The sequence below is a fragment of the Stenotrophomonas sp. 71799_Sma genome (assembly GCF_056482505.1).
Genome location: NZ_CM151202.1, coordinates 2029514 through 2050468, shown reverse-complemented (window position 1 = coordinate 2050468; position 20955 = coordinate 2029514). Strand labels below are relative to the sequence as shown.

The 20955-nt window shown below is 67.3% G+C and carries 21 protein-coding genes; 4 read left to right on the top strand and 17 right to left on the bottom strand.

What is annotated here, in order from left to right; genetic code table 11:
* Window positions 1-2 precede the first annotated feature (2 nt).
* The 4 genes from ACZK4Z_RS09590 to hisS form a co-directional block, all read right to left on the bottom strand.
* Entirely contained in the window at window positions 3-311 is a 309-nt protein-coding gene (locus ACZK4Z_RS09590) for a YerC/YecD family TrpR-related protein (RefSeq protein ID WP_088025802.1), read from the bottom strand.
* 342 nt (window positions 312-653) lie between these two features.
* A complete protein-coding gene (locus ACZK4Z_RS09585) occupies window positions 654-1616 on the bottom strand; it encodes an IS110 family transposase (protein ID WP_182266802.1) in 963 nt (320 codons plus the stop codon).
* Between the two features lie 312 nt (window positions 1617-1928).
* Window positions 1929-2195: a hypothetical protein gene (locus tag ACZK4Z_RS09580; RefSeq protein WP_478451476.1), complete on the bottom strand. Its 267-nt coding sequence runs from the start codon at window positions 2193-2195 to the stop codon at window positions 1929-1931.
* Window positions 2196-2221: 26 nt separating this feature from the next.
* Window positions 2222-3619, bottom strand: coding sequence for a histidine--tRNA ligase (hisS, locus tag ACZK4Z_RS09575; RefSeq protein ID WP_014037003.1), 1398 nt, complete (start codon window positions 3617-3619; stop codon window positions 2222-2224).
* A gap of 129 nt (window positions 3620-3748) precedes the next feature.
* On the opposite strand from hisS, the gene ACZK4Z_RS09570 reads away from it, so the two are divergent.
* Window positions 3749-4501: a Crp/Fnr family transcriptional regulator gene (locus tag ACZK4Z_RS09570; protein WP_032127414.1), complete on the top strand. Its 753-nt coding sequence runs from the start codon at window positions 3749-3751 to the stop codon at window positions 4499-4501.
* Window positions 4502-4602: 101 nt separating this feature from the next.
* On the opposite strand, the gene thrC is transcribed toward ACZK4Z_RS09570, so the two are convergent.
* The 3 genes from thrC to thrA are packed head-to-tail and all read right to left on the bottom strand — an operon-like array spanning window position 4603 to window position 9334.
* Entirely contained in the window at window positions 4603-5889 is a 1287-nt protein-coding gene (gene thrC / locus ACZK4Z_RS09565; protein ID WP_478451474.1) for a threonine synthase, read from the bottom strand.
* A 29-nt stretch (window positions 5890-5918) separates the two neighbouring features.
* Window positions 5919-6833, bottom strand: a complete 915-nt coding sequence (locus ACZK4Z_RS09560) for a homoserine kinase (RefSeq protein ID WP_478451473.1) — start codon at window positions 6831-6833, stop codon at window positions 5919-5921.
* Window positions 6830-9334, bottom strand: coding sequence for a bifunctional aspartate kinase/homoserine dehydrogenase I (gene thrA / locus ACZK4Z_RS09555; protein WP_478451472.1), 2505 nt, complete (start codon window positions 9332-9334; stop codon window positions 6830-6832). Before thrA ends, ACZK4Z_RS09560 begins: the two co-directional genes overlap by 4 nt.
* Before the next feature lie 27 nt (window positions 9335-9361).
* Here thrA and ACZK4Z_RS09550 point away from each other — a divergent pair, with 27 nt between their 5' ends.
* Entirely contained in the window at window positions 9362-9682 is a 321-nt protein-coding gene (locus ACZK4Z_RS09550; RefSeq protein WP_162489745.1) for a hypothetical protein, read from the top strand.
* A 9-nt stretch (window positions 9683-9691) separates the two neighbouring features.
* On the opposite strand, the gene ACZK4Z_RS09545 is transcribed toward ACZK4Z_RS09550, so the two are convergent.
* Window positions 9692-10642 carry a DMT family transporter gene (locus ACZK4Z_RS09545; RefSeq protein WP_049462024.1) on the bottom strand — a complete coding sequence of 317 codons (951 nt, stop codon included), beginning with the start codon at window positions 10640-10642 and terminating at the stop codon, window positions 9692-9694.
* Between the two features lie 160 nt (window positions 10643-10802).
* Complete coding sequence (locus tag ACZK4Z_RS09540; RefSeq protein WP_049462025.1) at window positions 10803-11501, bottom strand: helix-turn-helix domain-containing protein; 699 nt, start codon at window positions 11499-11501, stop codon at window positions 10803-10805.
* An 81-nt stretch (window positions 11502-11582) separates the two neighbouring features.
* On the opposite strand from ACZK4Z_RS09540, the gene ACZK4Z_RS09535 reads away from it, so the two are divergent.
* Entirely contained in the window at window positions 11583-12362 is a 780-nt protein-coding gene (locus ACZK4Z_RS09535; protein WP_478451471.1) for a DUF6491 family protein, read from the top strand.
* Here the strand turns inward: ACZK4Z_RS09535 and ACZK4Z_RS09530 are convergent.
* The 3 genes from ACZK4Z_RS09530 to ACZK4Z_RS09520 form a co-directional block, all read right to left on the bottom strand.
* The gene (locus tag ACZK4Z_RS09530; protein WP_032127421.1) at window positions 12359-13411 is read right to left on the bottom strand and encodes a linear amide C-N hydrolase; all 1053 of its coding nucleotides are present in this window, start codon (window positions 13409-13411) and stop codon (window positions 12359-12361) included. The genes ACZK4Z_RS09535 and ACZK4Z_RS09530 overlap by 4 nt on opposite strands.
* A 67-nt stretch (window positions 13412-13478) precedes the next feature.
* On the bottom strand, window positions 13479-13892 hold the full coding sequence (locus ACZK4Z_RS09525) for a DUF6691 family protein (protein ID WP_478451470.1): 414 nt from the start codon (window positions 13890-13892) through the stop codon (window positions 13479-13481).
* Entirely contained in the window at window positions 13889-14326 is a 438-nt protein-coding gene (locus ACZK4Z_RS09520) for a YeeE/YedE family protein (RefSeq protein WP_478451468.1), read from the bottom strand. Before ACZK4Z_RS09520 ends, ACZK4Z_RS09525 begins: the two co-directional genes overlap by 4 nt.
* Window positions 14327-14412: 86 nt before the next feature.
* On the opposite strand from ACZK4Z_RS09520, the gene ACZK4Z_RS09515 reads away from it, so the two are divergent.
* Entirely contained in the window at window positions 14413-14733 is a 321-nt protein-coding gene (locus tag ACZK4Z_RS09515; protein WP_071228893.1) for an ArsR/SmtB family transcription factor, read from the top strand.
* 3 nt (window positions 14734-14736) lie between these two features.
* Here ACZK4Z_RS09515 and ACZK4Z_RS09510 read toward each other — a convergent pair whose 3' ends face one another.
* The 5 genes from ACZK4Z_RS09510 to ACZK4Z_RS09490 all read right to left on the bottom strand — a co-directional run bounded on the left by ACZK4Z_RS09510 (window position 14737) and on the right by ACZK4Z_RS09490 (window position 20885).
* On the bottom strand, window positions 14737-15165 hold the full coding sequence (locus ACZK4Z_RS09510) for a BLUF domain-containing protein (protein ID WP_478451467.1): 429 nt from the start codon (window positions 15163-15165) through the stop codon (window positions 14737-14739).
* 83 nt (window positions 15166-15248) lie between these two features.
* Window positions 15249-16382: a hybrid sensor histidine kinase/response regulator gene (locus ACZK4Z_RS09505; protein ID WP_049421342.1), complete on the bottom strand. Its 1134-nt coding sequence runs from the start codon at window positions 16380-16382 to the stop codon at window positions 15249-15251.
* Window positions 16379-16954 carry a chemotaxis protein CheB gene (locus ACZK4Z_RS09500; RefSeq protein WP_293794822.1) on the bottom strand — a complete coding sequence of 192 codons (576 nt, stop codon included), beginning with the start codon at window positions 16952-16954 and terminating at the stop codon, window positions 16379-16381. Before ACZK4Z_RS09500 ends, ACZK4Z_RS09505 begins: the two co-directional genes overlap by 4 nt.
* A complete protein-coding gene (locus tag ACZK4Z_RS09495; RefSeq protein WP_005409408.1) occupies window positions 16954-17778 on the bottom strand; it encodes a CheR family methyltransferase in 825 nt (274 codons plus the stop codon). Before ACZK4Z_RS09495 ends, ACZK4Z_RS09500 begins: the two co-directional genes overlap by 1 nt.
* Window positions 17775-20885: a response regulator gene (locus ACZK4Z_RS09490; protein ID WP_478451466.1), complete on the bottom strand. Its 3111-nt coding sequence runs from the start codon at window positions 20883-20885 to the stop codon at window positions 17775-17777. Before ACZK4Z_RS09490 ends, ACZK4Z_RS09495 begins: the two co-directional genes overlap by 4 nt.
* Window positions 20886-20955: the final 70 nt, after the last annotated feature.

Genomic DNA, 20955 nt, shown 5'->3' with positions numbered 1-20955 from the left:
GATCAGCGCGAAGCAAGGCGGTCGATGGCGGCGGCATAGCCTCGATGGCCATGCTCGAGCGTGCGTGCCACCCGTCCGGTGGTGGTCACGCTGACGCCGGTGCGCTCGTGAATCTCGCGGTACGGCACGCCCTGCTGCAGCAGCGGCACCACCTTCCAGCGGTCAGCCATGGCTTCCAGCTCGGCCGGGGTGCACAGATCACGCAGGAAGGCTTCGACCTGTTCCGGCTCGCGCAGGGCGGCAAAGGCTTGGGCCAGGGCTTCCAGGTCGGCCTTCGGGTCTTTGGCGGCAATCTCGGGGCGGGCTTTCACGGGGTCGTTTCCATGCATCAATGTAATAGCGCGTTAGTACGTTAACGCATTCTTGCGCAGTGCGTCAAATCGAGGATTGAGGGGGCCGCAGGGCTGCTGCCCTGCACCCGCAGAGGCAAGAGCCAGAGCAACAGCAAAAGCCGGTTTCCTGAGCGTTGGCGGGCAGGGTCCGGTGGCAGGGGACGCCGTAAACCCGTCCATGGGGGCTTGGTCGCGGCATCCATGCCGCTCACACCCCTGCCACCGGCCCCACCCCGCCTTCGACAGTTTCCCGCGATCTTTCAGAATGGCGTGGGTCGGATCGAAACCGGCTTTTGTAGAGTCGAGATCCTATGTTCGTGGTCAAGCCTGCTGGAAGCAGGCTTGACCCACCTTCAGCATGGCCGGATCGAAGTCCCGGCCGCTTTTGAAGACACCCCAGGCGATCCTGGCCAGCTTTCTGGCCAGGATGTTGAAGACGGCGGTGCTGGGGTGACCGCGTTTTGACAGCTCGTCGTAGAGCGGTTGCCCCCGACGACACCGCTTGAGCCCCATGGCGGCCATGTAGAGCATCTGGCGCAGCACTGGCGCGCCCTGTTTGGACAGCCGACGCCGTCCCGTTCTGCCGCCAGACTCGTTAGGCCGGGGATCCAGGCCGGTGCAGGCGATCCACGCGTTGGCGTTGGCCAACGGCCAGCGCGTCATGTAGTAGATCAGGTGAGCGGCGACGGCAGGGCCGACACCAGGGATGGTCAACAGGCGCTTGTAGAGCGTGCCATGCTCTCCATCGCGACCCAAGCGCTGCAGTTCGCTTTCCAGCTCGGACAGCGTCCCAGCCAGAGCGCAGAACAGATCTGACAGCTCCCCGGGGGCACTTTTGCTTACCCCGAAGGATTGCTCCAGGCGCGCGCGTGTCTTTACCAGCGTCTGCCGCTTGCGCAGCAAATCGTGCATCTGCTGCTGCTCATCGGTACGCGGTACGTATTCACGCAGGCGATCGTTCTCCTTCTTCACGTACCGGGCGATCGCTTCGGCGTCCATGGCGTCCGTCTTGCCACGCGAGCCCGTCGCCCGGCCGTAGTGCTTGATCAGACGTGGATTGATCACATAGACAACGTGGCCTGCCTGGCCAGCCATCCGAGCCAACAACTCGTAGTACCGCCCCGTCGCCTCCATGCCAATCCGGCATCGCTGGGGCAAGGTGTTGAGCCACTGGGCTATGCCGGCCCGGGTGTTGGCGATCCTGTCGCCGGCCTTGCGGTCGGCCACTGCCGGTACGAACTCCTTGGAGTCCACGTCCACGCCAATATCGAGAGAATCAGACATTTGTACGGCTCCCAGCTATCTTTAAGGGGCTGGGGTGGTACCGCACCGACGTTAGCTTGCCTACATCGACGATCCCCTTTGGGGGCCGTACGATCCTTTATCGACGTTCGTGTGCGGGATGGGGATCGCTCGACTCGTCTGTCGGCTAGTATCCGCAGATGCATGCTTGACGGTCCCTCCACCCTGGCTCCTACATACCGCGTAGGAGCCGGGAGGAACATACAAGCCATGCTCGACTGCTGTTCGCCCTAAAACGCAGAACGCCCACCAAAGGGCGGGCGTTCTGCTTTCAAATCAACAATCTGGCCCGACTCAGGGCAGACAGCGCACCTCCGCCTGCAGCGCGCCGCGCCGCAGGCATTCGCCGAACAGGCTGCCCTGCCGGCTCGGCCGGGACTGAATGTTTTCCAACGCCCCCGCACCTGCCGTGCACTTGCGCGAGGCCAGGGCCTGAAGGTCGTCCTCCAGCTGTGCGCGGTCGATCGCATGGCAGCGATCAACCACCAGCCGATACTGCCCCGGACCGATCCGCGTGCTGTGCAGCGCCGGGTCGCTCTGGCAGCCCGCCAGCAGGAGCACGCTCAGCACTCCTGCGGCGGCAGGCTTCACACCATCGCCTTGGACTGCTCCAGCTCCACCAGAAGGGTGCTGGCCAGTTCGTCGCGCGACACTTCGAACTGCTGCTCGCGCAGCAGGTCCTTCACCGCAACCACACCGCGCGCCAGTTCATCCTCACCCGCCAGCACCACGAAGCGGATGCCTGCCTTGGCCGCGTACTGGAACTGCTTGCCGATCTTCTTCGGCTCCATCTGCACTTCGGTGTTGATGCCACCGGCACGCAGGCGGCGGGCAATGTCCAGCGACTGCGGCATGCCCTGCTCGTCCATCAGTGCAACCAGCGCCTGTACGCTGCTGGCTTCGATGCCGTCGATCAGGCCGGCCTCACGCAGCTGCCAGAACAGGCGCGACAGGCCGATGGAGATACCGACGCCCGGCAGCTTCGACTTGCTGTAGTGGCTGGCCAGGTCTTCGTAGCGGCCGCCCGAGCAGATCGAGCCGATCTGCGGGTGGTCGGTCAGCGTGGTCTCGTAGACGGTGCCGGTGTAGTAATCCAGACCGCGCGCGATGGAGAAGTTCAGGCAGTAAGCGGTTTCCGGCACGCCCAGCGCCTGCACCAGCTGCAGCACTTCGCGCAGTTCGGCGACGCCGGTGCGCAGGATCTCCGAAGAACCGGCGTCGGCTTCCAGCGTCGCCAGCTGCGCCAGCGCATCGGCATGGCCCTGCGAACGCACGGCGACGAACGCCAGAATCTTCTCGACCTGTTCTGCCGGGATGTTGAAGCCCTCGCCCACCAGCGTCTCGCGCACATAATCGGCGCCGCGCTTGTCCAGCTTGTCCACTTCGCGCAGCACCGCCAGCTGGCGCTCGCCTTCGGCCACGCCCAGGCTCTCGAAGAAGCCGCGCATCAGCTTGCGGTTGTTCAACTGGATACTGAAATCACCGATGCGCAGTTCAGAGAACACCGCATGGATGACCGCCAGCACTTCGGCGTCGTACCGCACGCTCAGGCTGTCCTTGCCGATCACATCGATGTCGCACTGGTAGAACTCGCGGAACCGGCCGCGCTGGGCGCGCTCGCCGCGGTAGACGCGCTGCATCTGGTAGCGGCGGAACGGGAAGGTCAGTTCGTGTTCGTGCTCGGCCACGTAGCGCGCCAGCGGCACGGTCAGGTCGAAGCGCAGCGCCATTTCCGGCAGCGAGCGATCGCCCGACTCGGCCGCGTTCGCCAGCGCCCCGGTGGACTGCACGAAGTACACCTGGCGCTCGGTCTCGCCACCGGACTTGGTCAGCAGCACGTCGGACAGCTCGAACACCGGCGTCTCCACCGGCAGGAACCCGAAGCGCTCGTAGTTGCGGCGGATGACGTCCAGCATGCGCTGGAACGCAATCTGCTCGCGCGGCAGCAGTTCAAGGGTGCCGGGCGGGGTACGGGGCTTGATCACGGGCGGAACTCCTGCTGGAACGGGACGTGGGAGGGGGCGACATTCTAGCGCCCCCGCCACGGGCAGGGTCGAACGGCCGCTTGAAGTATCATAAGGCCCTCCCCGCCCGCGATACGCCCCCCCCGCAACATGTCACGGCCTTCCGGCGCTCCGCCCGCCACCAACGATCCCGCCTCGCCGTCCTGCACCACGCTGGACTGCCTGCACTGCTCGGTTCGCCACCTTGCGGTGTGCTCGGCGCTGTCGCCCGATGAAGTGCAGGCGCTGGAGCAGGTCACCGTCTCGCAGCAGGTCAGCATGGGCAGCACGCTGGCCCGCACCGGTGAAGAGCGCGACCATGTCTATACATTGACCGGCGGCGCACTGCGCCTGGTGCGCACCCTGGCCGACGGCCGCCGCCAGATCAACGGCTTCGTGCTGCCCGGCGACTACCTGGGCCTGAGCGGCAGCGACCACCATCGCTACGACATCGAGGCCATCGCCGACAGCCGCGTCTGCCGCGTCGCGCTGCCACAGATGAAGGCCCTGCGCAGCCGTTTCCCGCACCTGGAGCGCAAGCTGCTGCAACGTGCCTGCCAGGAGCTGGATGCCGCACAGGATGCCGCGCTGGCACTGGCGCGCCTGCAGCCGGCCGAGAAGCTGGCCGATTTCCTGCTGCGCCTGGCCGCGCGCGAGGCCAAGCTGGGTGGCGACGGCCTGCGCGTATCGCTGCCGATGGGCCGCGGCGATATCGCCGACCATCTGGGCCTGACCATGGAAACGGTCAGCCGTACCTTCACCAAGCTGCGCCAGCAGGGGTTGATCGCCTTGCCCCACCTGAACGTGGTGGAGATCCTCGACGAGGATGGGCTGCGTACGCTGGCCGGTGAAGGGTTGATCTGACCGCATCGCGGTTCATGGGGTTGCCGGCCAGCGGCCGGCACTACCAGATAACGCAGCACGGGTAGTGCCGGCCGCTGGCCGGCAACCGCGTCCCTCTCCGCTCAGCGCAGCAGTACCTCACGCAATGCGGCGTAATCGGCCGACAACGGTTCGGCGTGCGCCGGCCGCTGCAGCAACGCATCCAGTGCAGGCGGCACCGCCACCGTTTCGCCGATCAACGGCTCGACCACGGCCTCGAACTTGGCCGGATGCGCCGTGGCCACCACCGCCCAGTCGCCCTTGGCACCGCGCGCACGCAAGTCCTGCAGCACCTTCACCGCCGTCGCCGTGTGCGGACAGAACAGCTCGCTGCGGCTGGCATGCGCTGCCGCAATCGTCGCGCGGATGGTCACGTCATCCACCGCGAATGCACGGAACGCAGCACGCAGTTCCGCGTCGTCGCCGTGGTAGAGCCAGCGCAGTCGCTCGAAGTTGCTCGGCGCACCCACGTCCATTGCATTGGCCACCGTCGCCACACTGGCCTGCGGCTGGTACTCGCCGCCATTGAAGTACGCCGGCAGCACCGCATTGGCATTGGTGGCCAGCACGATCTGACCGATCGGCACGCCCAGCGCGCGCGCCAGCACGGCCGCCATCGCATTGCCCAGGTTGCCGGTCGGCACCACCAGATTGAGCCGGCGACGATGCGCCGCGTAGTGGCTCAACGCCGCATGCGCGTAATAGCTCATCTGCGGTAGCAGTCGGCCCAGGCTGATGCTGTTGGCCGAGCTCAACGGCACCTGCGCCTGCAGTTCGCGGTCAGCCAGTGCCTGCTTGACCATCGCCTGGCAATCGTCGAACGCGCCCGCCACACGCAGGGCCTGGATGTTGTCGCCGAAACAACCGAGCTGATGCGCCTGGCGCGGAGATACGCGGCCATCCGGATACAGCACCACCACGCGCACGCCCGGCTGGCGATGGAAGGCCGCTGCCACCGCAGCCCCCGTGTCGCCGGAGGTGGCGACGACAATCGTCAGATCGCGGTCCTTGCCGGCCTGCAACTGCGACAGCGTACCGGCCAGGAAGCGCGCGCCGATGTCCTTGAACGCCGCGGTTGGTCCATGGAACAGCTCCAGCACGTGGTCACCATCGCCGAGAGCGCGCAGCGGGACCGGGAAGTCGAAGGCGTCGCGACAGATCGATGGCAGAGCAGACTCCAGCGCGTCGCCAGCAAAGAACGGCATCAGCAGATCGGCGGCGGTATCGGCCAGCGTCGCGCCGGCCTGCAGCTCACGTGGCGCCGGCAGCATCTGCGGAACATACAGCCCGCCATCGGGCGCCAATCCGGCGGCGATCGCCGCGCTGAGGCCAACGGCCGGAGACTGGCCGCGGGTCGAAACAAATTGCATGGGTTCGGTATCCAGTAAAGGGGTAGGATTCAGCACAAGCGGGCTCCCGGTGCATCCAGCGGTGACACCCAGGCATCGCTGTCAAAACCTGCGGCGGCGAATGCCGCCTGCACCGGTGTGGCGGCGGCACGCGCCTGGTCGGCATCCTCGAACCAGGCGAACACGCTGGGACCGGCACCGGAGATGCCTGCGCCCATTGCATTGGCCGACAGCGCCGCATCACGGGCAGCTTCGAAGCCGGCAATCAATCCGGCCCGGCGCGGCTCCACCAGCACGTCGCGCAGTCCCGCGCGCACCAGTGCGGCATCGCTGCGATGGCAGCCACTGAGCACCAGCGCGAGGTTCGCGCTCTGCGCCACGAACTCGCCCAGCGCATAGCTGCCCTGCAGCGCCTGGCGTGCGCGGCGCGTTTCCAGCACCGCGTGCGGATGCACCAACAGGCTGTGCCAGGTAGCCGGCACTGGAATCGGCAGCAGCCGATCGGCCGTGCACAGCGCAAGACCACCCAGCAGCAGCGGCCCCACGTTGTCACCGTGGCGGCCACCACTGGCCACCGCCTCGCCATCCAGCGCAAACGGATACAGCGCCTCGCGCGACAGCGGCACATCCAGCAGCGCGTTGGCGGCGACCAGCGCCGCGACACTCGACGCTGCCGAACCGCCCATGCCGGAACCGAACGGAATGCCCTTGTCGATCTCCACCGCGAAACCGAAGTCCAGGCCCAGCCCTGCGCGCAGCGACATCAACGCTGCACCCGCAGTGTTTCCAGCCGCATCCAGCGGCAAATCAATGGCACTGCCGCGGATCGCCTCGATGCGCACCAGCGGCTCATCGATGCGGCGCACGCTCACGGTATCGCCAATGCCGGCAATGGCATGGCCGAGAATATCGAAGCCCACCGCCACGTTGGCCACCGAGGCAGGCGCGAACGCACGTGCGATCACAGGCGCGCTCCTTCACCGGCCGCGACCCGCAGCAGGTCGGCAAACACACCCGCCGCGGTGACTTCCGGGCCGGCGCCCGGCCCCTGCACCACCAGCGGGTTGTCGCAGTAACGGCGGGTGCGGAACTGGACCACGTTGTCGGTCAGCCGCAGGTTGGCGAAGGCATGATCGGCCGGCAGTTCCTGCAGGCCGACCGAGGCGCCGTCGGCACCCAGCCGTGCCACATAGCGCAGCACCGCCCCCCGCGCCCGCGCGTCCTGCAGGCGCTGCAGCAGGCTGGCATCAGACTCACCCAGCCGCGCCATGAACTCATCCACGCTGCCATCGCGCAGCAGCGCCGGCACCAGGCTTTCCACCTGTACCTGTTCCAGGCTGAGCGCGTGGCCGGCTTCGCGGGCCAGGATCACCAGCTTGCGCGCCACATCCACGCCCGAAAGATCATCGCGCGGGTCCGGCTCGGTGTAGCCCATCGACCGCGCCTGCGCGACCAGCTGCGAGAACGGCTGGCTGCCATCGAAGCGGTTGAACAGCCAGGCCAGCGTGCCGGAGAAGATGCCTTCAATCGCCAGCACCTCGTCCCCGGTATCGACCAGATCGCGCAGCGTGGTGATCACCGGCAGGCCTGCGCCGACCGTGGCCTCGTAGCGGAAACGCGCGCCACTGGCCGCCGCTGCAGCACGGATGCGCTGGTAACGCGGCAGCGGCCCGGCACCGGCCTGTTTGTTGGGGGTGACCACATGGATGCCGGCCGCCAGCCAGCCCTCATAGCGCTCGGCCACCTCGGCACTGCCACTGCAGTCGATCACCACCGCATGCGGCAGGTGTGCGGCCAGCAGGTGCTCGGTGAAACGATCCAGATCGCTGGACTCGCCGGCTTCGCGCAAGGCCTCCCGCCAGTCGGCGTGCAGGCCATCCACTTCCAGGCGCATGCGCGAACGCGAGGCCAGCGCGCGCAGGCGCAGATCCACATTGGCCTTGGCCAGCAGCTGCGGGCGTGCGGCAAGCAGCTGGTCCAGCAGTGCGGCACCGACGTTGCCCGGCCCGATCACACCGACCGCAAAGGTCTGCGGCGACAGCCAGAAGCCGGCATGCGCGGCGCGCAGGGCGCGGGTGGCATCGGCACTGTCCACCGCCACCGAAATGTTGCGTTCGGACGAGCCCTGCGCGATCGCCAGGATGTTCACCTGCGCACGGCCCAGCGCCTCGAACAGACGTGCGGCCACACCGGGCTGGCCGGCCATGCCGTCACCGACCGCGGCCAGCACGCTGACCCCCTCGCTGACCTGCACGCGTTGCACCTGGCCCACCGACAGCTCATGCGCGAACGCATGCAGCAGCGCTTCGCGGCCACGGCCGGCTTCAGCAGCACGCACCACGCAGCAGATCGAATGTTCCGACGAACCCTGCGAGATCATCACCACCGACACCTGCGCCTGGCGCAGGGCGGCGAATACGCGCTCTGCAGTGCCCGGCACGCCGATCAGACCGGTGCCTTCCAGGTTCAACAGGGCCAAGCCGGGGCTCAGGGTCAGGCCCTTCACCGGCCCACGCGGCGAGCGCTCGGCACTGATGCGCGTCCCCGGATGCGCCGGCTGGAAGGTATTGCGGATGAAGATCGGCAGGCCGAGGCGGATCGCCGGCGACATCGTCTGCGGGTGCACCACCTTGGCGCCGAAATAAGCCAGCTCGCAGGCCTCGTCGTAGCTCAGCGACTCCAGCTGCACCGCCTCGGGCACCAGCCGCGGGTCGGCCGACAGCACGCCGTCGACATCGGTCCAGATGTGCAGTTCATCGGCGTTGAACAGCGCGGCGAAGATCGCGCCGGAGTAATCGCTGCCGTTGCGGCCGAGCGTGGTGATGCGGTCATGACGGTCACGGGCGACGAAGCCGGTAGCGACCAGACGTGGCTGCGGATGCTGCAGGCGCCACTTGGCCAGGCGGTCGGCGCTGGCTTCCCAGTCGACATCCACGCCCAGTTCGCCATGCCCCACCACCAGTACGTCGCGCGCATCCAGCACTGCACAGTCTGCGCCCAGCGCCTGCAGGTGCGTGCCGAGCAGCTGCGCGGAAAACACTTCGCCCAGGCCCTGCACGCGGTCGAGTACTTCGCGTGGCAGCTCGCCGATCACCGCCAACGCTGCCAGCACGTCGGCCAGTTGATCGAAGCGGGCGTCGATCCATTCGACGGTCTCGCCCACCTGCTCGCCCAGCAGCGCCACAGCGGCGCCACGATGGCGCGCGCGCAGCGCATGCCAGGCCTCGCGCCAGCCTTCGTCCCTCTTGGCTGCCAGCTGGGCCAGATCGATCAGTGCGTCGGTGACGCCCTTCATCGCCGAGACGACAGTGACCTGCAGCGATTCGGGGCGGGCCAGCAGCAGGCCGGCAACATGGCGGTAGCGTTCGGCATCGGCCACCGAGGTGCCGCCGAACTTGTGCACGACGATGGACGGTGCAGCCAGATCGGCCGGGGCAACGGGATGAGCGGGGGCGTGGGAAGACATGCAGACCTCGGTAGGAGGCCCCGTCGCATGCAGGTGTCGAGTTTCCCCGCCACCTGTATGGTGCGGGGCCGTGGTTTTCGGGAGTTACACGAAGACGACGGGCCGCACCAGGGCAGTGGTGACGGTGGTGGTGGTAATGGTGGTGGTGGCGACCGGCGCAGTCGAACGGCCCGCAGTAGCGGGGGCGATCAGGCTGGCGTGGGCGGCATCAAGAACCATGACGCACAGAAAACACCGTGCGCCGGGCCGCTGTCAAGTGCTGCGGTGCAAAAAGTCGTTGCCGCGATCATCGGCCAACGTGCCGGCATTTGGTTGCATCTGAGACAAAGCGGCCATCAGTATGCTTGACGGCCGCATTCAGCCGGCATGTTCGGCGATCGCGCGGGGCGTGCGATGCGCATGCGCGCACAGCATCACGCCGGCCACCAGGAACACGATCGCCAGCGCTTCGAGCAGCGAGGGCCAGCGCTGCTGCCAGGCGAATGCGTAGAGCAACGCGAACAGGGTCTCGAACACGATCATCTGGCCGGTCAGGGTCAGCGGCAGCAGGCGGCTGGCACGGTTCCAGAACGCATTGCCAAGGATCGAGGCGACCACCGCCACACCCGCGCTGATCGCCCAGAAACCACTCCACTGCGCCGCCGTGTGCCCGCCGGTGTGGCCGATGAAGGCCATCGGCACCAGCAGTAGAGCCAGGCCGCCGGTGGTGACACCGGTCAGCAGCGACCAGTCGTGGCTGGACAGATCCGGTCGGCGCGCCAGCCAGCGGCTGTTGCCGATCGAGTACAACGCCCACGAGAACAGCGCGCCGAACGCGCACAGCAGGCCGATCAGGCGCTGCCGCCACGGTGTCGCGAGGTGCTCAGACATCAGTGCTTCCCAGCCAACCAGTGCCACGCCCAGCACGCACAGGCCCAGTGCCGGCAGCAGCTGCTTGAGCGGCACCGCGCCCTGCTCGCGCACACCGACCAGGGTCACCACCACCGGAATCAGGCCGACAATCAAGGACGCCGCCGCACCGCCGGCCCACTGCACCGCCGTCGCCAGCAGCAGGAAGTACACCAGGTTCCCGGCCAGGCTCAGCCACAACAGGCCGATCCACTCGGCGCGGCCCAGCCGTGGTGCCAGCCGCTTCCAGCGCGGCAGCAGCAGGGCTACAGCGATCAGACCGTAGACCAGATAGCGGCCGGCCGACAGTTGCAGGGCATTGAACGACTGCAGCACGGCGGGCGCGAGGAAGACCACGCCCCACAGCGCGCCAGCGGCAACGCCATTGGCGATGCCCAGGGCCATCGGGTTGTTGCGCATTCGGGTTCTTCGGGGGGAGAGAACAGGCCGCGCAGTGTAAGCGCTGGCCGCTGGGCGCTCTTGACCGAGGCTACTGCCCTCCCGCCTTTGTAGCGTCGAGCCATGCTCGACTGCCGTTCGCCAGGTGGTCGGTGCAGAAGCAGTCGAGCATGGCTCGACGCTACAGTCCGGCGTTCCTGCGCCACGCGGCGGGGGTCTGCCCACACTCACGGCGCAGCGCGCGGGTCAGTGCGCTCTGCTCGGAATAGCCTGCGGCCAGCGCGATATCACTGATCGGCGCCGTGCTGGTGCGCAGCTGGTGCTTGGCCCAGCGCAACCGGCTTGCACTGAGCCAGGCCTGCGGGCTGAGCCCGAACTCACGCTGGAACAGCGCGTGCAACCGGCTCTCGCTGACCCCGACAGACGCGGCCATGCGCGCCACCGGCCACGCCTGGCCCGGATCGGCCTGCACTGCCGCACACAGTCCCTGCATGCGCGCGCCACTGCCGGCCGGTGCAAATACCTGCAGCAGCTGCGGCAGCAGGGCCGGCATCGGCTGCCCGTCCTGCACGCCCGCCAGGCGTTGTCGCAGCGCATGCGGCAGGTGCAGCCAGCGCTGCCGGCACAGATGCTCCTGCGTGCCGTCATCAAGCACGCCGGGAGGACAATCGACGATCACGAAACCGTTCGGGCCATCGGCCATCTGGTCATGCGCTTCGCCGGCCGCAACGAAAACCCCCTGCAGCAGGTCGAGGCGGCCACCGCGGCCTTCCATCTCGAAGTGCAGTTCGCCCTGCAGCGGCAGCACCCATTGCGCGTAGTCATGGCGGTCCAGGCCGGTGGCCTGGCCGTAGTGCCGCAGATGGAAGATGGCGCCCATCCGCGCAGTGTGCGCGTGTAGCAACGGCCGTGCAAACCGCTGCTATAGTCGAGCCGTCATCCAACGCAGGGAGTGCAGGACATGACCCATCGGCAGGTGTCACTGATGCTCGCCACCAGCCTCGGCCTGGCGCTCGCAGCTTCGGTCTCAGCACAGGAGCGTACGCCCCCGGCCCCGCACTGCATGGACGCGGTCGGCGTGCAGGAAGTGGAGCAGGCATCACCGCGCTCGATCGCACTGCGCGCCGCCTCCGGACAGGCCTATCGCATCGACTTCAGCGAGGATTGCCCCGGCGTCCGCGGTGCTACCTCGCTGAAGCTGGAAGCACCTGCCGGCTGGGCCTGTGGTCGCCCCAGCGAACGCGTCGTGGTCGACGGCCGCCGCTGCGCCGTCAGTGCGGTCACCCCGCTGCAGGATCGCGACTACGCCAGCGTCGCCCGCGACAGCGACCGCCTGCGCACGGCCACCCTGCCCGCCGTGACCATCCGCGAGCGCAAGGAAATCCGCCGCAGCTTCGGCGGCTCACCGTCGTACTGCTTTGCCACCCGCAACGTGCGTGCCTGGTCATCCGACCCGCAGGGCATGCTGGTGGAGACCAATCCGCGCCGCAATGGCGGCCACCGCTACTACCGGGTCGAACTCGGCAGCCACTGCCGCCAGCTCGACCGTGCGCCGCAGCTGAGCTTCCACTCGGGCCTGCAGAACGGCCTGATCTGTGGCAATCCCGGCGATCGGATCATGACTGCCGAGTTCGAGACAGACGATCTGCGCGGTGAAAGCATCGCCCCACTGCCGCAGTACACCCGCGGCAGCTGCACGATCCAGGCGGTCTACCCGGCCTCCAGCCAGGCGTCGAACTAACCGTCGACGCCAAGGAAGGTGAACGGTGCGCTGGGCACGAACTGGCCCAGTGCATCGCCGGCAAAGGTGTTGCGCTGGTCCTTGCCAAGATCGAGCTTGAGCACCTGGCCGCCGAAATCGACCTTGTTCAGATCGACCCAGAAGGTGTTCGGGGTCAACGCCGACTCGAAGAAGTACAGCCGCCGCTTGTGATCGGCCACCGTGCGCCAGCGCGTGGATGAGATGTTCGGCTCACCCGGCGTGGTGATGCCATACGGCACCGACGCATTGCGGATCACGCTGAACACACTGGCCAGCGCCTCCACCGGATCTTCGGCCTTGGGAATGGCGTTGATGTAGAACGAGGCGCGCGCGAAACGATCGGCGGAGCGGTTGGTGCCCGGCAGCATCACCGTGCCGCCGATCTGCTGCCAGTAGCTGTTGAGGGCCAGCTGCTGCTCGAAGATCGGCGAGTTGGTCATCACCTGATAGCGGCGGTCATGGTGAATCACCTGGCGACCGCCGATGTACTCGACGATGGCGCTGTCGCCGGTGGCATCGGACAGCGACAGGTGCAGCGTCGCCTGGCGGTCTTCGCCCGGCACCTTGTCGGTGACGATCGAGTACGGCTCACGCTTGAGCGCCGCGACCGCCTCGTCCACGGTGGCGAAATTGTCCAGCACATACTGCGCCCACAGCGAGATCGCCAGTCCCGGCTTGTTGCCACGCTGCTGCGGATACTCCGATTCCACCAGCCACAGCAGGTTGGCCACCAGCCCCTTCTCGTTCATGCCATCGGTGGTCGACACGTCGTAGCCGGTGGCCACCACGCTGCCGTAGCGCGCAGTCCAGGCCAGCGATTTCGGACCGGCCAGGCCGGTGCGTGCGATGCCACGCGGCAACACGTAGAGGTTGGTCGCTACATCGACCTTCCAGTCCATCGAGCGCGCAGTGATCACATCGCCGTTGTCGCCCCGATACACCGCACGCGTGCAGGCCAGTGCCGGCGTGATCGCAGATGCCAGCGCCATGGCCAGCATTGCCTTTCCCTTCCACTTCATCCGTGCCATGTCGTTACGCTCCTTTCCCCGTGGTCCGTCGATCTGACCCGATCCATGGTGACACAGGGGTGAAGCCTCAGCGCACGAAGCGATCGTGCAGCCAGAAGCCCACCACCATGGCAGGCACGAACCACAGCGCTTCACGCGATGCGACAGCCAGCCCGGCGATGGCCGGTCCGGGGCAGTAACCAGCCCATCCCCAGCCGATACCGAACAGTGCAGCGCCCAGCAGCAGGCGAGCATCAACATCACGTGCACTGGGTAGCTGGAAGCGCAGCGCGAACCACGGCTGCGCGCGTCGCAGTACCCAGCGCTGCCCGACGGCACTGACCAGCAGTGCCGAGCCCAGCACCCACATCAACGTTGGATCAAAATCACCGGCCACATCGAGGAAGCCGAGTACGCGACGCGCGTCGGTCATCCCCGAAAGCGCCAGTCCCGCGCCGAACAGCGCACCCGCCGTAGCGGCGGCCACGACCGCGCGACTCATGCCAGGCCTCCGCCGTGACGGACCAGGAACGTGGTCAGCATCGCGCAGGCCATGAACACCAGCACTGCCAGCAGCGAGCGCTTCGAGCCGCGGGCCATGCCACAGACGCCATGACCACTGGTACAACCACTCCCCAGGCGCGTGCCGAAGCCCACCAGCAGGCCAGCGCCGATCAACTGCCAGGCAGGCAAGGCATCGCGCAGCAGCACACGTGGCGAGGCCTCGGGCAGCGACTGCCACCACAGCACCCGCCCCGCTGCTGCGAGCAGCCCCAGCAGGAATGCCCAGCGCCAGCCACGCTCGCCTTCCGCTGCGCGCAGGCTGCCCGCAGCGATCCCGCTGATACCCGCCACGCGCCCGACAGTGGCGAGCAGCAACACCGCGGCGGCGCCGATCAGCGCTCCGCCAGCCACCGCAGTCCATGGCAGGTTCATGCCCTGCCCTCTTTCACGCCGCTCATGGGATTGCCCTTTGATTTAGATTTATCTAAATTAGACACTTCTAAACAAAAAGGTCAACCATGGCCCGCACCCCGCTCGACAGCGCCGCCATGGCCGAACACGCCGCAGAGGCTGCAACGCTGCTTAAGAGCCTGGCCCATCCTGCGCGGCTGCGCGTACTGTGCCGCCTGGTCGAAGGTGAGGCACCAGTACCGGAACTGCAGGCATTGACCGGCCTCAGCGCATCGGCGCTGTCACAGCATCTGGCGGTGCTGCGCGAACTGGATATCGTCGCGACGCGTCGCGAAGCGCAGGCCATCCACTACCGCGTGATTGAAGGGCCCGCACTGGGCGTGCTGCAGGCGCTGCATGCCGCCTACTGCGGCGGCACTTCGCGTTGACACTCAGCCGGCGTGCAGGGCAGGCTGCACGACGTTGTCGAGCAGATCCACCGGGGTCGGCTCCGAACGATCACCTTCCAGCGCCCGGCTGAAACCCGACCAGTCGCTGGCCGACAGCTGGCGCAGCAGCGCCGCATCCACCGGCAACGCGCGCATCGACCAGTACGGAAACTGACGCTGGCCCAGGCGGCCGCGCGCCAGCTCGATGATGTCGACATGGCTGCCGGCCTGCAGGATGCGCTCGTACACCGAATCGATACCGTCCGGCGGCCCCTCGATGTACTGCAGGAATCGCCCGCCGTCATGCAGCAGCACACCGGTCACGCCCGCCATCTTGTTGAAGCGGGCGGCATCGTCGACCAGCGCCTGCAACCGTTCAGCGGAAAGATCCGGCAACGCCTGGCTGACGTAGGCGATGGCACGCAGTGGCATGGTGCTTCCTTGACAAGATGTACACCCACGGTAGCAGTTGCGGACGAGTTCGTCTCAGTGCCCGCGGATGTTTCCTGAAGAATTCAGTTTGCCGCTGCAGGCAGCCCTTCTGCGCGTCTCGGCAGCAGGGCTTCGAACACCACCTGCCCGGCCTCGTTGCGCGCTGCGATGCGCCCTCCGTGCGCGCGCACGAACTGATCGACGATATACAGGCCCAGCCCCAGGCCCTTGCTCTGGTGGAAGCTGGCCTTGAACGGTTCGAACAGCCGCGGCAGCAGCGCGTCGTCGATCCGGCCGGCATTGCTGACCCGCAGCAGCACGCTGCGCGGATCGCGCCCGTCCACCTCCACCCTCGCCTCGCTGCCGTGGGTGAGCGCGTTGCCGACCAGATTGGCGGCAACCTGGCCGAGACGGTCCAGATCGCCCTGCAGCCGCGTATCGCCGTGCATGTCCAGATGGATCCGGTCCGCGCCATGCGCGCTGCCGGCTTCGGCCACCACCGCGCGGGTCACGTCGGCCAGATCGCAGGCACTGGCCTGCAGCCGCAGGCCACCGCTGCGGATCCGCGAGAAGTCCAGCAGCTGTTCGACCATGCGTGCCATGCGCAGGGTGCTGGCCTCCAGGTACTGCAGGGTCTGCTGCGCACCCGCATTGTCCTGCGGGATCTCCAGCGCCAGCTTGTCACTGCACAGCAGGATCGCCGACAGCGGCGTGCGCAGGTCGTGGGTCAGCACCGCCGCCATTGTTTCGTTGAGCTTGAGCGCGCGTTCCAGCGCCTCGTTGCGCGCCTTCAGCAGCTGCCGCTGCTGGTAAAGCTCGATGAAGACGTTGACCTTGCTCAGGATCACCTGCGGCGCCACCGGCTTGTGCAGGAAATCGACCGCACCGCTCTCGTAGCCCTTGAACACGCGCAGGGGATCATCCGGGGAGGCGGTCAGGAAGATGATCGGCACGTCGCGGCTGCGATGCGAACCGCGCATCAGTTCGGCCAGGGTGAAGCCATCGATCTCCGGCATGTGCACGTCCAGCAGGGCCAGTGCCACCTCGTGCTCGAGCAGCAGCTCCAGCGCCTGCGCGCCGGAACCGGCCAGCAGCAGATTCACGCCCTCGCGCTGCAGCAGCGCCTGCATGGCCACCAGGTTCTGCGGCACGTCATCGACGATCAGCAGGTTGACCGGGGACTGCGACTGCGCAGGGTCCGGTGGCAGCAGGTTCATGCAAACAACTCCTTCAGGCGACGACACATCAGTTCAAGGGGCAGCACGGCATCGGCGCCGGCGTACTGCAGGGCGGAGGCCGGCATCATCGACGCTTCGGCTTCCTCGGGACATTGCAGCCAGGCACGGCCACCGGCACGGCGCACGGCGGCAACGCCCTCGCTTCCATCACTGCTGGCACCGGTCAGCAGCAGGGCCAATACCCGCCTGCCGAACACCGCAGCAGCGGAGTCGAACAGCGGATCGATGGCCGGACGGGAGAACAGCACCGGCGCATCCACCGACAACGCCACCGCCCCCTCGTCCTCCACCAGCAGGTGGTAATCCGGCGGCGCGAATGTCACCGTGCCCAGCTGCAACGGCTGCTTGTCTTCGGCTTCGCGCACCGGCAGCGCGCAGTACGGCGCCAGCACCTCGGCGATGCGGCTGGTGCGGTCACGCGGCAGGTGCAGCACGGCCAGTACCGGCACCTGCAGCGTCGCCGGCAGCGCACCGAGTACGGCCTGCAGGGCCGCCACGCCACCGGCAGACGCGCCGATCACCAGCACGGCAGGACGCGCCGGCGGCGCCATCAGGCCACCTTCCGGTACAGGCGGTGCTCGCGCGAACAGACCTCGAAGGCGTCATGGTGGCACCCGAACTGCAGCGATTCCTTGCTGCCAAGACCGAGGAAGCCCCGGTGCACCAGCGCTTCGCGGAACAGGCCGACAGCGCGGTCCTGCAGGTCGCGGTTGAAATAGATCAGCACGTTGCGGCACGACACCAGGTGCACTTCGGAGAACACGGTATCGGTGGCCAGGCTGTGGTCGGCGAACACCACGTTGCGGCGCAGCTGGCGGTCGAACACCGCGCCGTCGTAGGCCGTGGCGTAGTAGTCGGACAACGACGCCGTGCCACCGGCCGCCAGATAGTTGCGGCTGAACTGGGCCATCCGGTCGATACCATAGGCGCCCGCCTCGGCGGTGGCCAGCGCGGCCGGATTGATGTCGGTGGCATAGACGATGCTGCGCTCGAGCAGGCCTTCCTCATGCAGCAGGATCGCCAGCGACCACACTTCCTCGCCCGTGCTGCAGCCGGCCACCCACAGCTTCACCGAGGGATAGGTACGCAGCACTGGCACCACCTGCTCGCGCAGCTCACGGAAATACGCAGGGTCACGGAACATCTCCGAGACCTGCACGGTGAAGAACTGCATGGCCTGGGCGAACAGGTCCGGCTCGTGCAGCAGCCGGTACTGCAGGTCGACCAGCCGCTCGCACTCATAGCGCTGCATCGCCTGGCGCATGCGCCGGCGCAGCGACGACACCGCATAGCTGCGGAAATCGTAGTGGTAACGCTGGTACAGCGCCTCCAGCAGGACCTTCAGTTCCAGGTCGAACAACGCCTGTTCGTTCATTGCCGCGAGCACCAGACCCGGCACAGCGAGACCAGCTTGTCGACGTCGATGGGCTTGGCGATGTAGTCGTTGGCACCGGCCTGCAGGCAACGCTCGCGGTCATCGGGCATGGCCTTGGCGGTCAGCGCGATGATCGGCAGGTCCTGCAGGTGACGTTGCGCGCGGATCTCGCGCATCGCGGCCAGGCCGTCCTTCTCCGGCATCATGATGTCCATCAGCACAAGGTCGACCTCGCGCTCGGCCAGGCGATCCACCGCTTCCTGGCCGTTGCGCGCGATCTCCAGCGTCACGCCCAGCGGCTCAAGCACGCTGGACAGCGCGAAGATGTTGCGTACGTCATCCTCGGCCAGCAAAACAGTACGGCCATCGAGCACGGTGTCGCGACGGCGGGCCTCGCGCAGCAGGCGCTGCTGGTCGGTGGGCAGGCTGGCTTCCACGCTGTGCAGGAACAGGGTGACCTCATCCAGCAGGCGTTCGGGCGAACGCGCGCCCTTGATGATGATGCTCTTCGAATAGCGGCGCAGGCGCTGCTCTTCCTCGCGGCCGAGCGCGCGACCGGTATAGACGATCACCGGCGGGAAGCCGACATCATCATTGCCGGCCATGTGCTCGAGCAGGTCGTAGCCGCTGCCGTCGGGCAGCGACAGGTCCATCACCATGCAGTCGAAGGTGACCGTGCTGAGTTGCTCCAGCGCGCCGGCCAGCGTTCCCACTGCAACGATCTGCAGCTGATCACGGCCCAGCAACAGTTCCAGGTTGTGGCGCAGCTCGCTGTCGTCCTCGACGATCAGCAGGCGCCGCACGTCGCGCTGGCTGGTCTGTTCCAGCTGTTCGATGGCCGTCACCAGCCGCTCGCGCGTGGTCGGCTTGATCGCGAAACCAATCGCACCCAGCTCGCGCGCCACCTGGCTGCGGTCCATCGCCGAGACCACGTGCACCGGGATATGCCGGGTATCGGGGTTGCGCTTCAGGCGCTCCAGCACGCTCAGGCCGGACACGTCCGGCAGGCCGATATCGAGCAGGATGCCGTTCGGGCGCAGTTCGCTGGCCAGGGTCAGCGCCTCTTCGGCGGTCCCGGCCACCACACAGTCGAAGTCCAGTTCATGGGCCAGGGCCACAAGCGCTTCGGCGAACGTGGCGTCGTCCTCGACGGCCAGGATCAAGCGGCCGGCGCGTTGGCGACGGCCGCGGTCATCGGCCACGCTGGCGGTGATGGGCGCCACGGATGCAACGGTCGGTGCGACAGGGGTGCGCGCAGCGATCGGCGGCGCAGGCTGCGGCGCAGGCGCTATTGAGGCGGCGGCAGGCACTTCGCGCGGCTCCGAAACCGGCGCGCCCTGCAACGGCAGTTCCAGGATGAAACAGCTGCCGCGACCCGGTTCACTGTCGACCTGGATGCTGCCACCCATGCGCTCGGCCAGATCGCGCGAGATCGACAGGCCCAGGCCGGTGCCACCGTAGCGGCGGCGGGTGCTGCCATCGGCCTGGCGGAAGGCTTCGAAGATGACCTGCAGCTGCTCGCGGGCAATGCCGATACCGCTGTCGCAGACCTCGAAACGGATGCGTCCTTGACCGCCCGCACGCACGTGCAGGCTGACCTTCCCATGCTCGGTGAACTTCACCGCATTGGCCAGCAGGTTCTTCAGGATCTGCTGCAGGCGCTGGCTGTCGACCACCAGCTGGCTGGGGGCCAGCGCATCGGCCTCGATCTGCAGGGCCAGGCCCTTCTGCCGCGCCATCGGCTCGAAGGTCTCGCGCAGGCGCTGCAGTACGCTGCCCGTCACCACCACTTCATCGGCCAGCTCGACGTGGCCGGCCTCGATGCGCGACAGGTCCAGGATGTCGTTGATCAGCGCCAGCAGATCGTTGTTGGACGACAGGATCGCGCGCGCATACTTCACCTGTTCTTCGGTGAGCGTGCCGTCCTTGTTGTCGGCCAGCAGCTTGGCCAGGATCAGCGAGCTGTTCAGCGGCGTGCGCAGTTCATGCGACATGTTGGCCAGGAACTCGGACTTGTAGCGCGAAGTGGCGGCCAGTTCGTTGCTGTTGCGCACCAGCTGGCTCTGCGCGACCAGCAGCGCCTGCTTCTGCGCTTCCAGCTCATGGGTGCGCTCCTCCAGCTGGACGTTGCTCTGTTCCAGCTCGGCCTGCTGTTCTTCCAGATGGGTCTGCGAGTGCTGCAGGCTGCGGCTCTGCTCTTCCAGCTCCTCATTGGCCACGCGCAGCTCTTCCTGCTGGGCCTGCAGTTCCTCGCCCTGACGCTGCGATTCCTCCAGCAGCACCACCAACTGTGCGCGCAGCAGCGATGCACGCAGCGCCATGCCGATGGTCTCGCCACAGCGCTCCAGCAGCTCGACATCGAGTCGATCCTGTTCGCCGGCGCGGGTGCGTCCCAGTTCAATGATGCCCACCACCGCGCCATCGCTGCTGATCGGCGCCAGGATGCGCTCGCGCACCGGCAACCGCCCCAGGCTGGTCTGCAGCTCAAGCACCGCATCATCACCCCCATGCAGGTGGCGGATGCGCTCGTCCCGTGCCACCTGCCCGGCCACGCCTTCCTGCAATGCCAGCGACGCCGGCATACCGGACGGCAACGCCAGGCCGCCGGTCAGCTGCAGTCGCCCGCCTTCCAGGCGGTAGACGGCGGCGACGTCGGCCTGCAGCTGGGCCCCCAGGCTGGTCGCCGCCGCCTCGGCGATCTGCTCCGGCCCCAGATCACCGCGCAGGCTCATCGCCACCGCGTTCTCGGCCTCCTGCAGCCACAGCGCGCGCATCGCGTCGCGCCGCGCCTGGATGGCGCGGGAGACGATCAGCGCGATCATCAGGAACGCACACCCGCCAATGCTGCGGTTGACGAACGAAAACGCCGAGTTGGAGCTGGCCGGGGCAACGTTGTAGCCGATGATCAACAGGATGCAGGCGACGACGGTCACGATGAACGGCGCGCGTGCACTGCGCTGGAACAGCGTGACGCCGACAGCGAGGAAGTACGCCAGCCAGACGGCGTAGCCCAGCGGAACCACCAGTTCCAACGCAATGGTCGCTGCCAGCAGTACGGCGGAGGTCATCCAGATCCAGCGGTCACGCGTAGTCGCACCAGGACGCATGCAGGTCGGTTCCAGAGCACAAAGGGTGGGTGATGGTACTCCGTGTCGTATTCAGCCGCACAGGACCATT

Excerpts from the sequence above, each read along its gene's own strand:
- ACZK4Z_RS09585 (WP_182266802.1), bottom strand. The coding sequence starts at position 1,616 with ATGTCTGATTCTCTCGATATTGGCGTGGACGTGGACTCCAAGGAGTTC.
- ACZK4Z_RS09570 (WP_032127414.1), top strand. The coding sequence starts at position 3,749 with ATGTCACGGCCTTCCGGCGCTCCGCCCGCCACCAACGATCCCGCCTCG.
- thrC (WP_478451474.1), bottom strand. The coding sequence starts at position 5,889 with ATGCAATTTGTTTCGACCCGCGGCCAGTCTCCGGCCGTTGGCCTCAGC.
- thrA (WP_478451472.1), bottom strand. The coding sequence starts at position 9,334 with ATGTCTTCCCACGCCCCCGCTCATCCCGTTGCCCCGGCCGATCTGGCT.
- ACZK4Z_RS09550 (WP_162489745.1), top strand. The coding sequence starts at position 9,362 with ATGCAGGTGTCGAGTTTCCCCGCCACCTGTATGGTGCGGGGCCGTGGT.
- ACZK4Z_RS09545 (WP_049462024.1), bottom strand. The coding sequence starts at position 10,642 with ATGCGCAACAACCCGATGGCCCTGGGCATCGCCAATGGCGTTGCCGCT.
- ACZK4Z_RS09540 (WP_049462025.1), bottom strand. The coding sequence starts at position 11,501 with ATGGGCGCCATCTTCCATCTGCGGCACTACGGCCAGGCCACCGGCCTG.
- ACZK4Z_RS09535 (WP_478451471.1), top strand. The coding sequence starts at position 11,583 with ATGACCCATCGGCAGGTGTCACTGATGCTCGCCACCAGCCTCGGCCTG.
- ACZK4Z_RS09530 (WP_032127421.1), bottom strand. The coding sequence starts at position 13,411 with ATGGCACGGATGAAGTGGAAGGGAAAGGCAATGCTGGCCATGGCGCTG.
- ACZK4Z_RS09525 (WP_478451470.1), bottom strand. The coding sequence starts at position 13,892 with ATGAGTCGCGCGGTCGTGGCCGCCGCTACGGCGGGTGCGCTGTTCGGC.
- ACZK4Z_RS09520 (WP_478451468.1), bottom strand. The coding sequence starts at position 14,326 with ATGAACCTGCCATGGACTGCGGTGGCTGGCGGAGCGCTGATCGGCGCC.
- ACZK4Z_RS09515 (WP_071228893.1), top strand. The coding sequence starts at position 14,413 with ATGGCCCGCACCCCGCTCGACAGCGCCGCCATGGCCGAACACGCCGCA.
- ACZK4Z_RS09510 (WP_478451467.1), bottom strand. The coding sequence starts at position 15,165 with ATGCCACTGCGTGCCATCGCCTACGTCAGCCAGGCGTTGCCGGATCTT.
- ACZK4Z_RS09505 (WP_049421342.1), bottom strand. The coding sequence starts at position 16,382 with ATGAACCTGCTGCCACCGGACCCTGCGCAGTCGCAGTCCCCGGTCAAC.
- ACZK4Z_RS09500 (WP_293794822.1), bottom strand. The coding sequence starts at position 16,954 with ATGGCGCCGCCGGCGCGTCCTGCCGTGCTGGTGATCGGCGCGTCTGCC.
- ACZK4Z_RS09495 (WP_005409408.1), bottom strand. The coding sequence starts at position 17,778 with ATGAACGAACAGGCGTTGTTCGACCTGGAACTGAAGGTCCTGCTGGAG.
- ACZK4Z_RS09490 (WP_478451466.1), bottom strand. The coding sequence starts at position 20,885 with ATGCGTCCTGGTGCGACTACGCGTGACCGCTGGATCTGGATGACCTCC.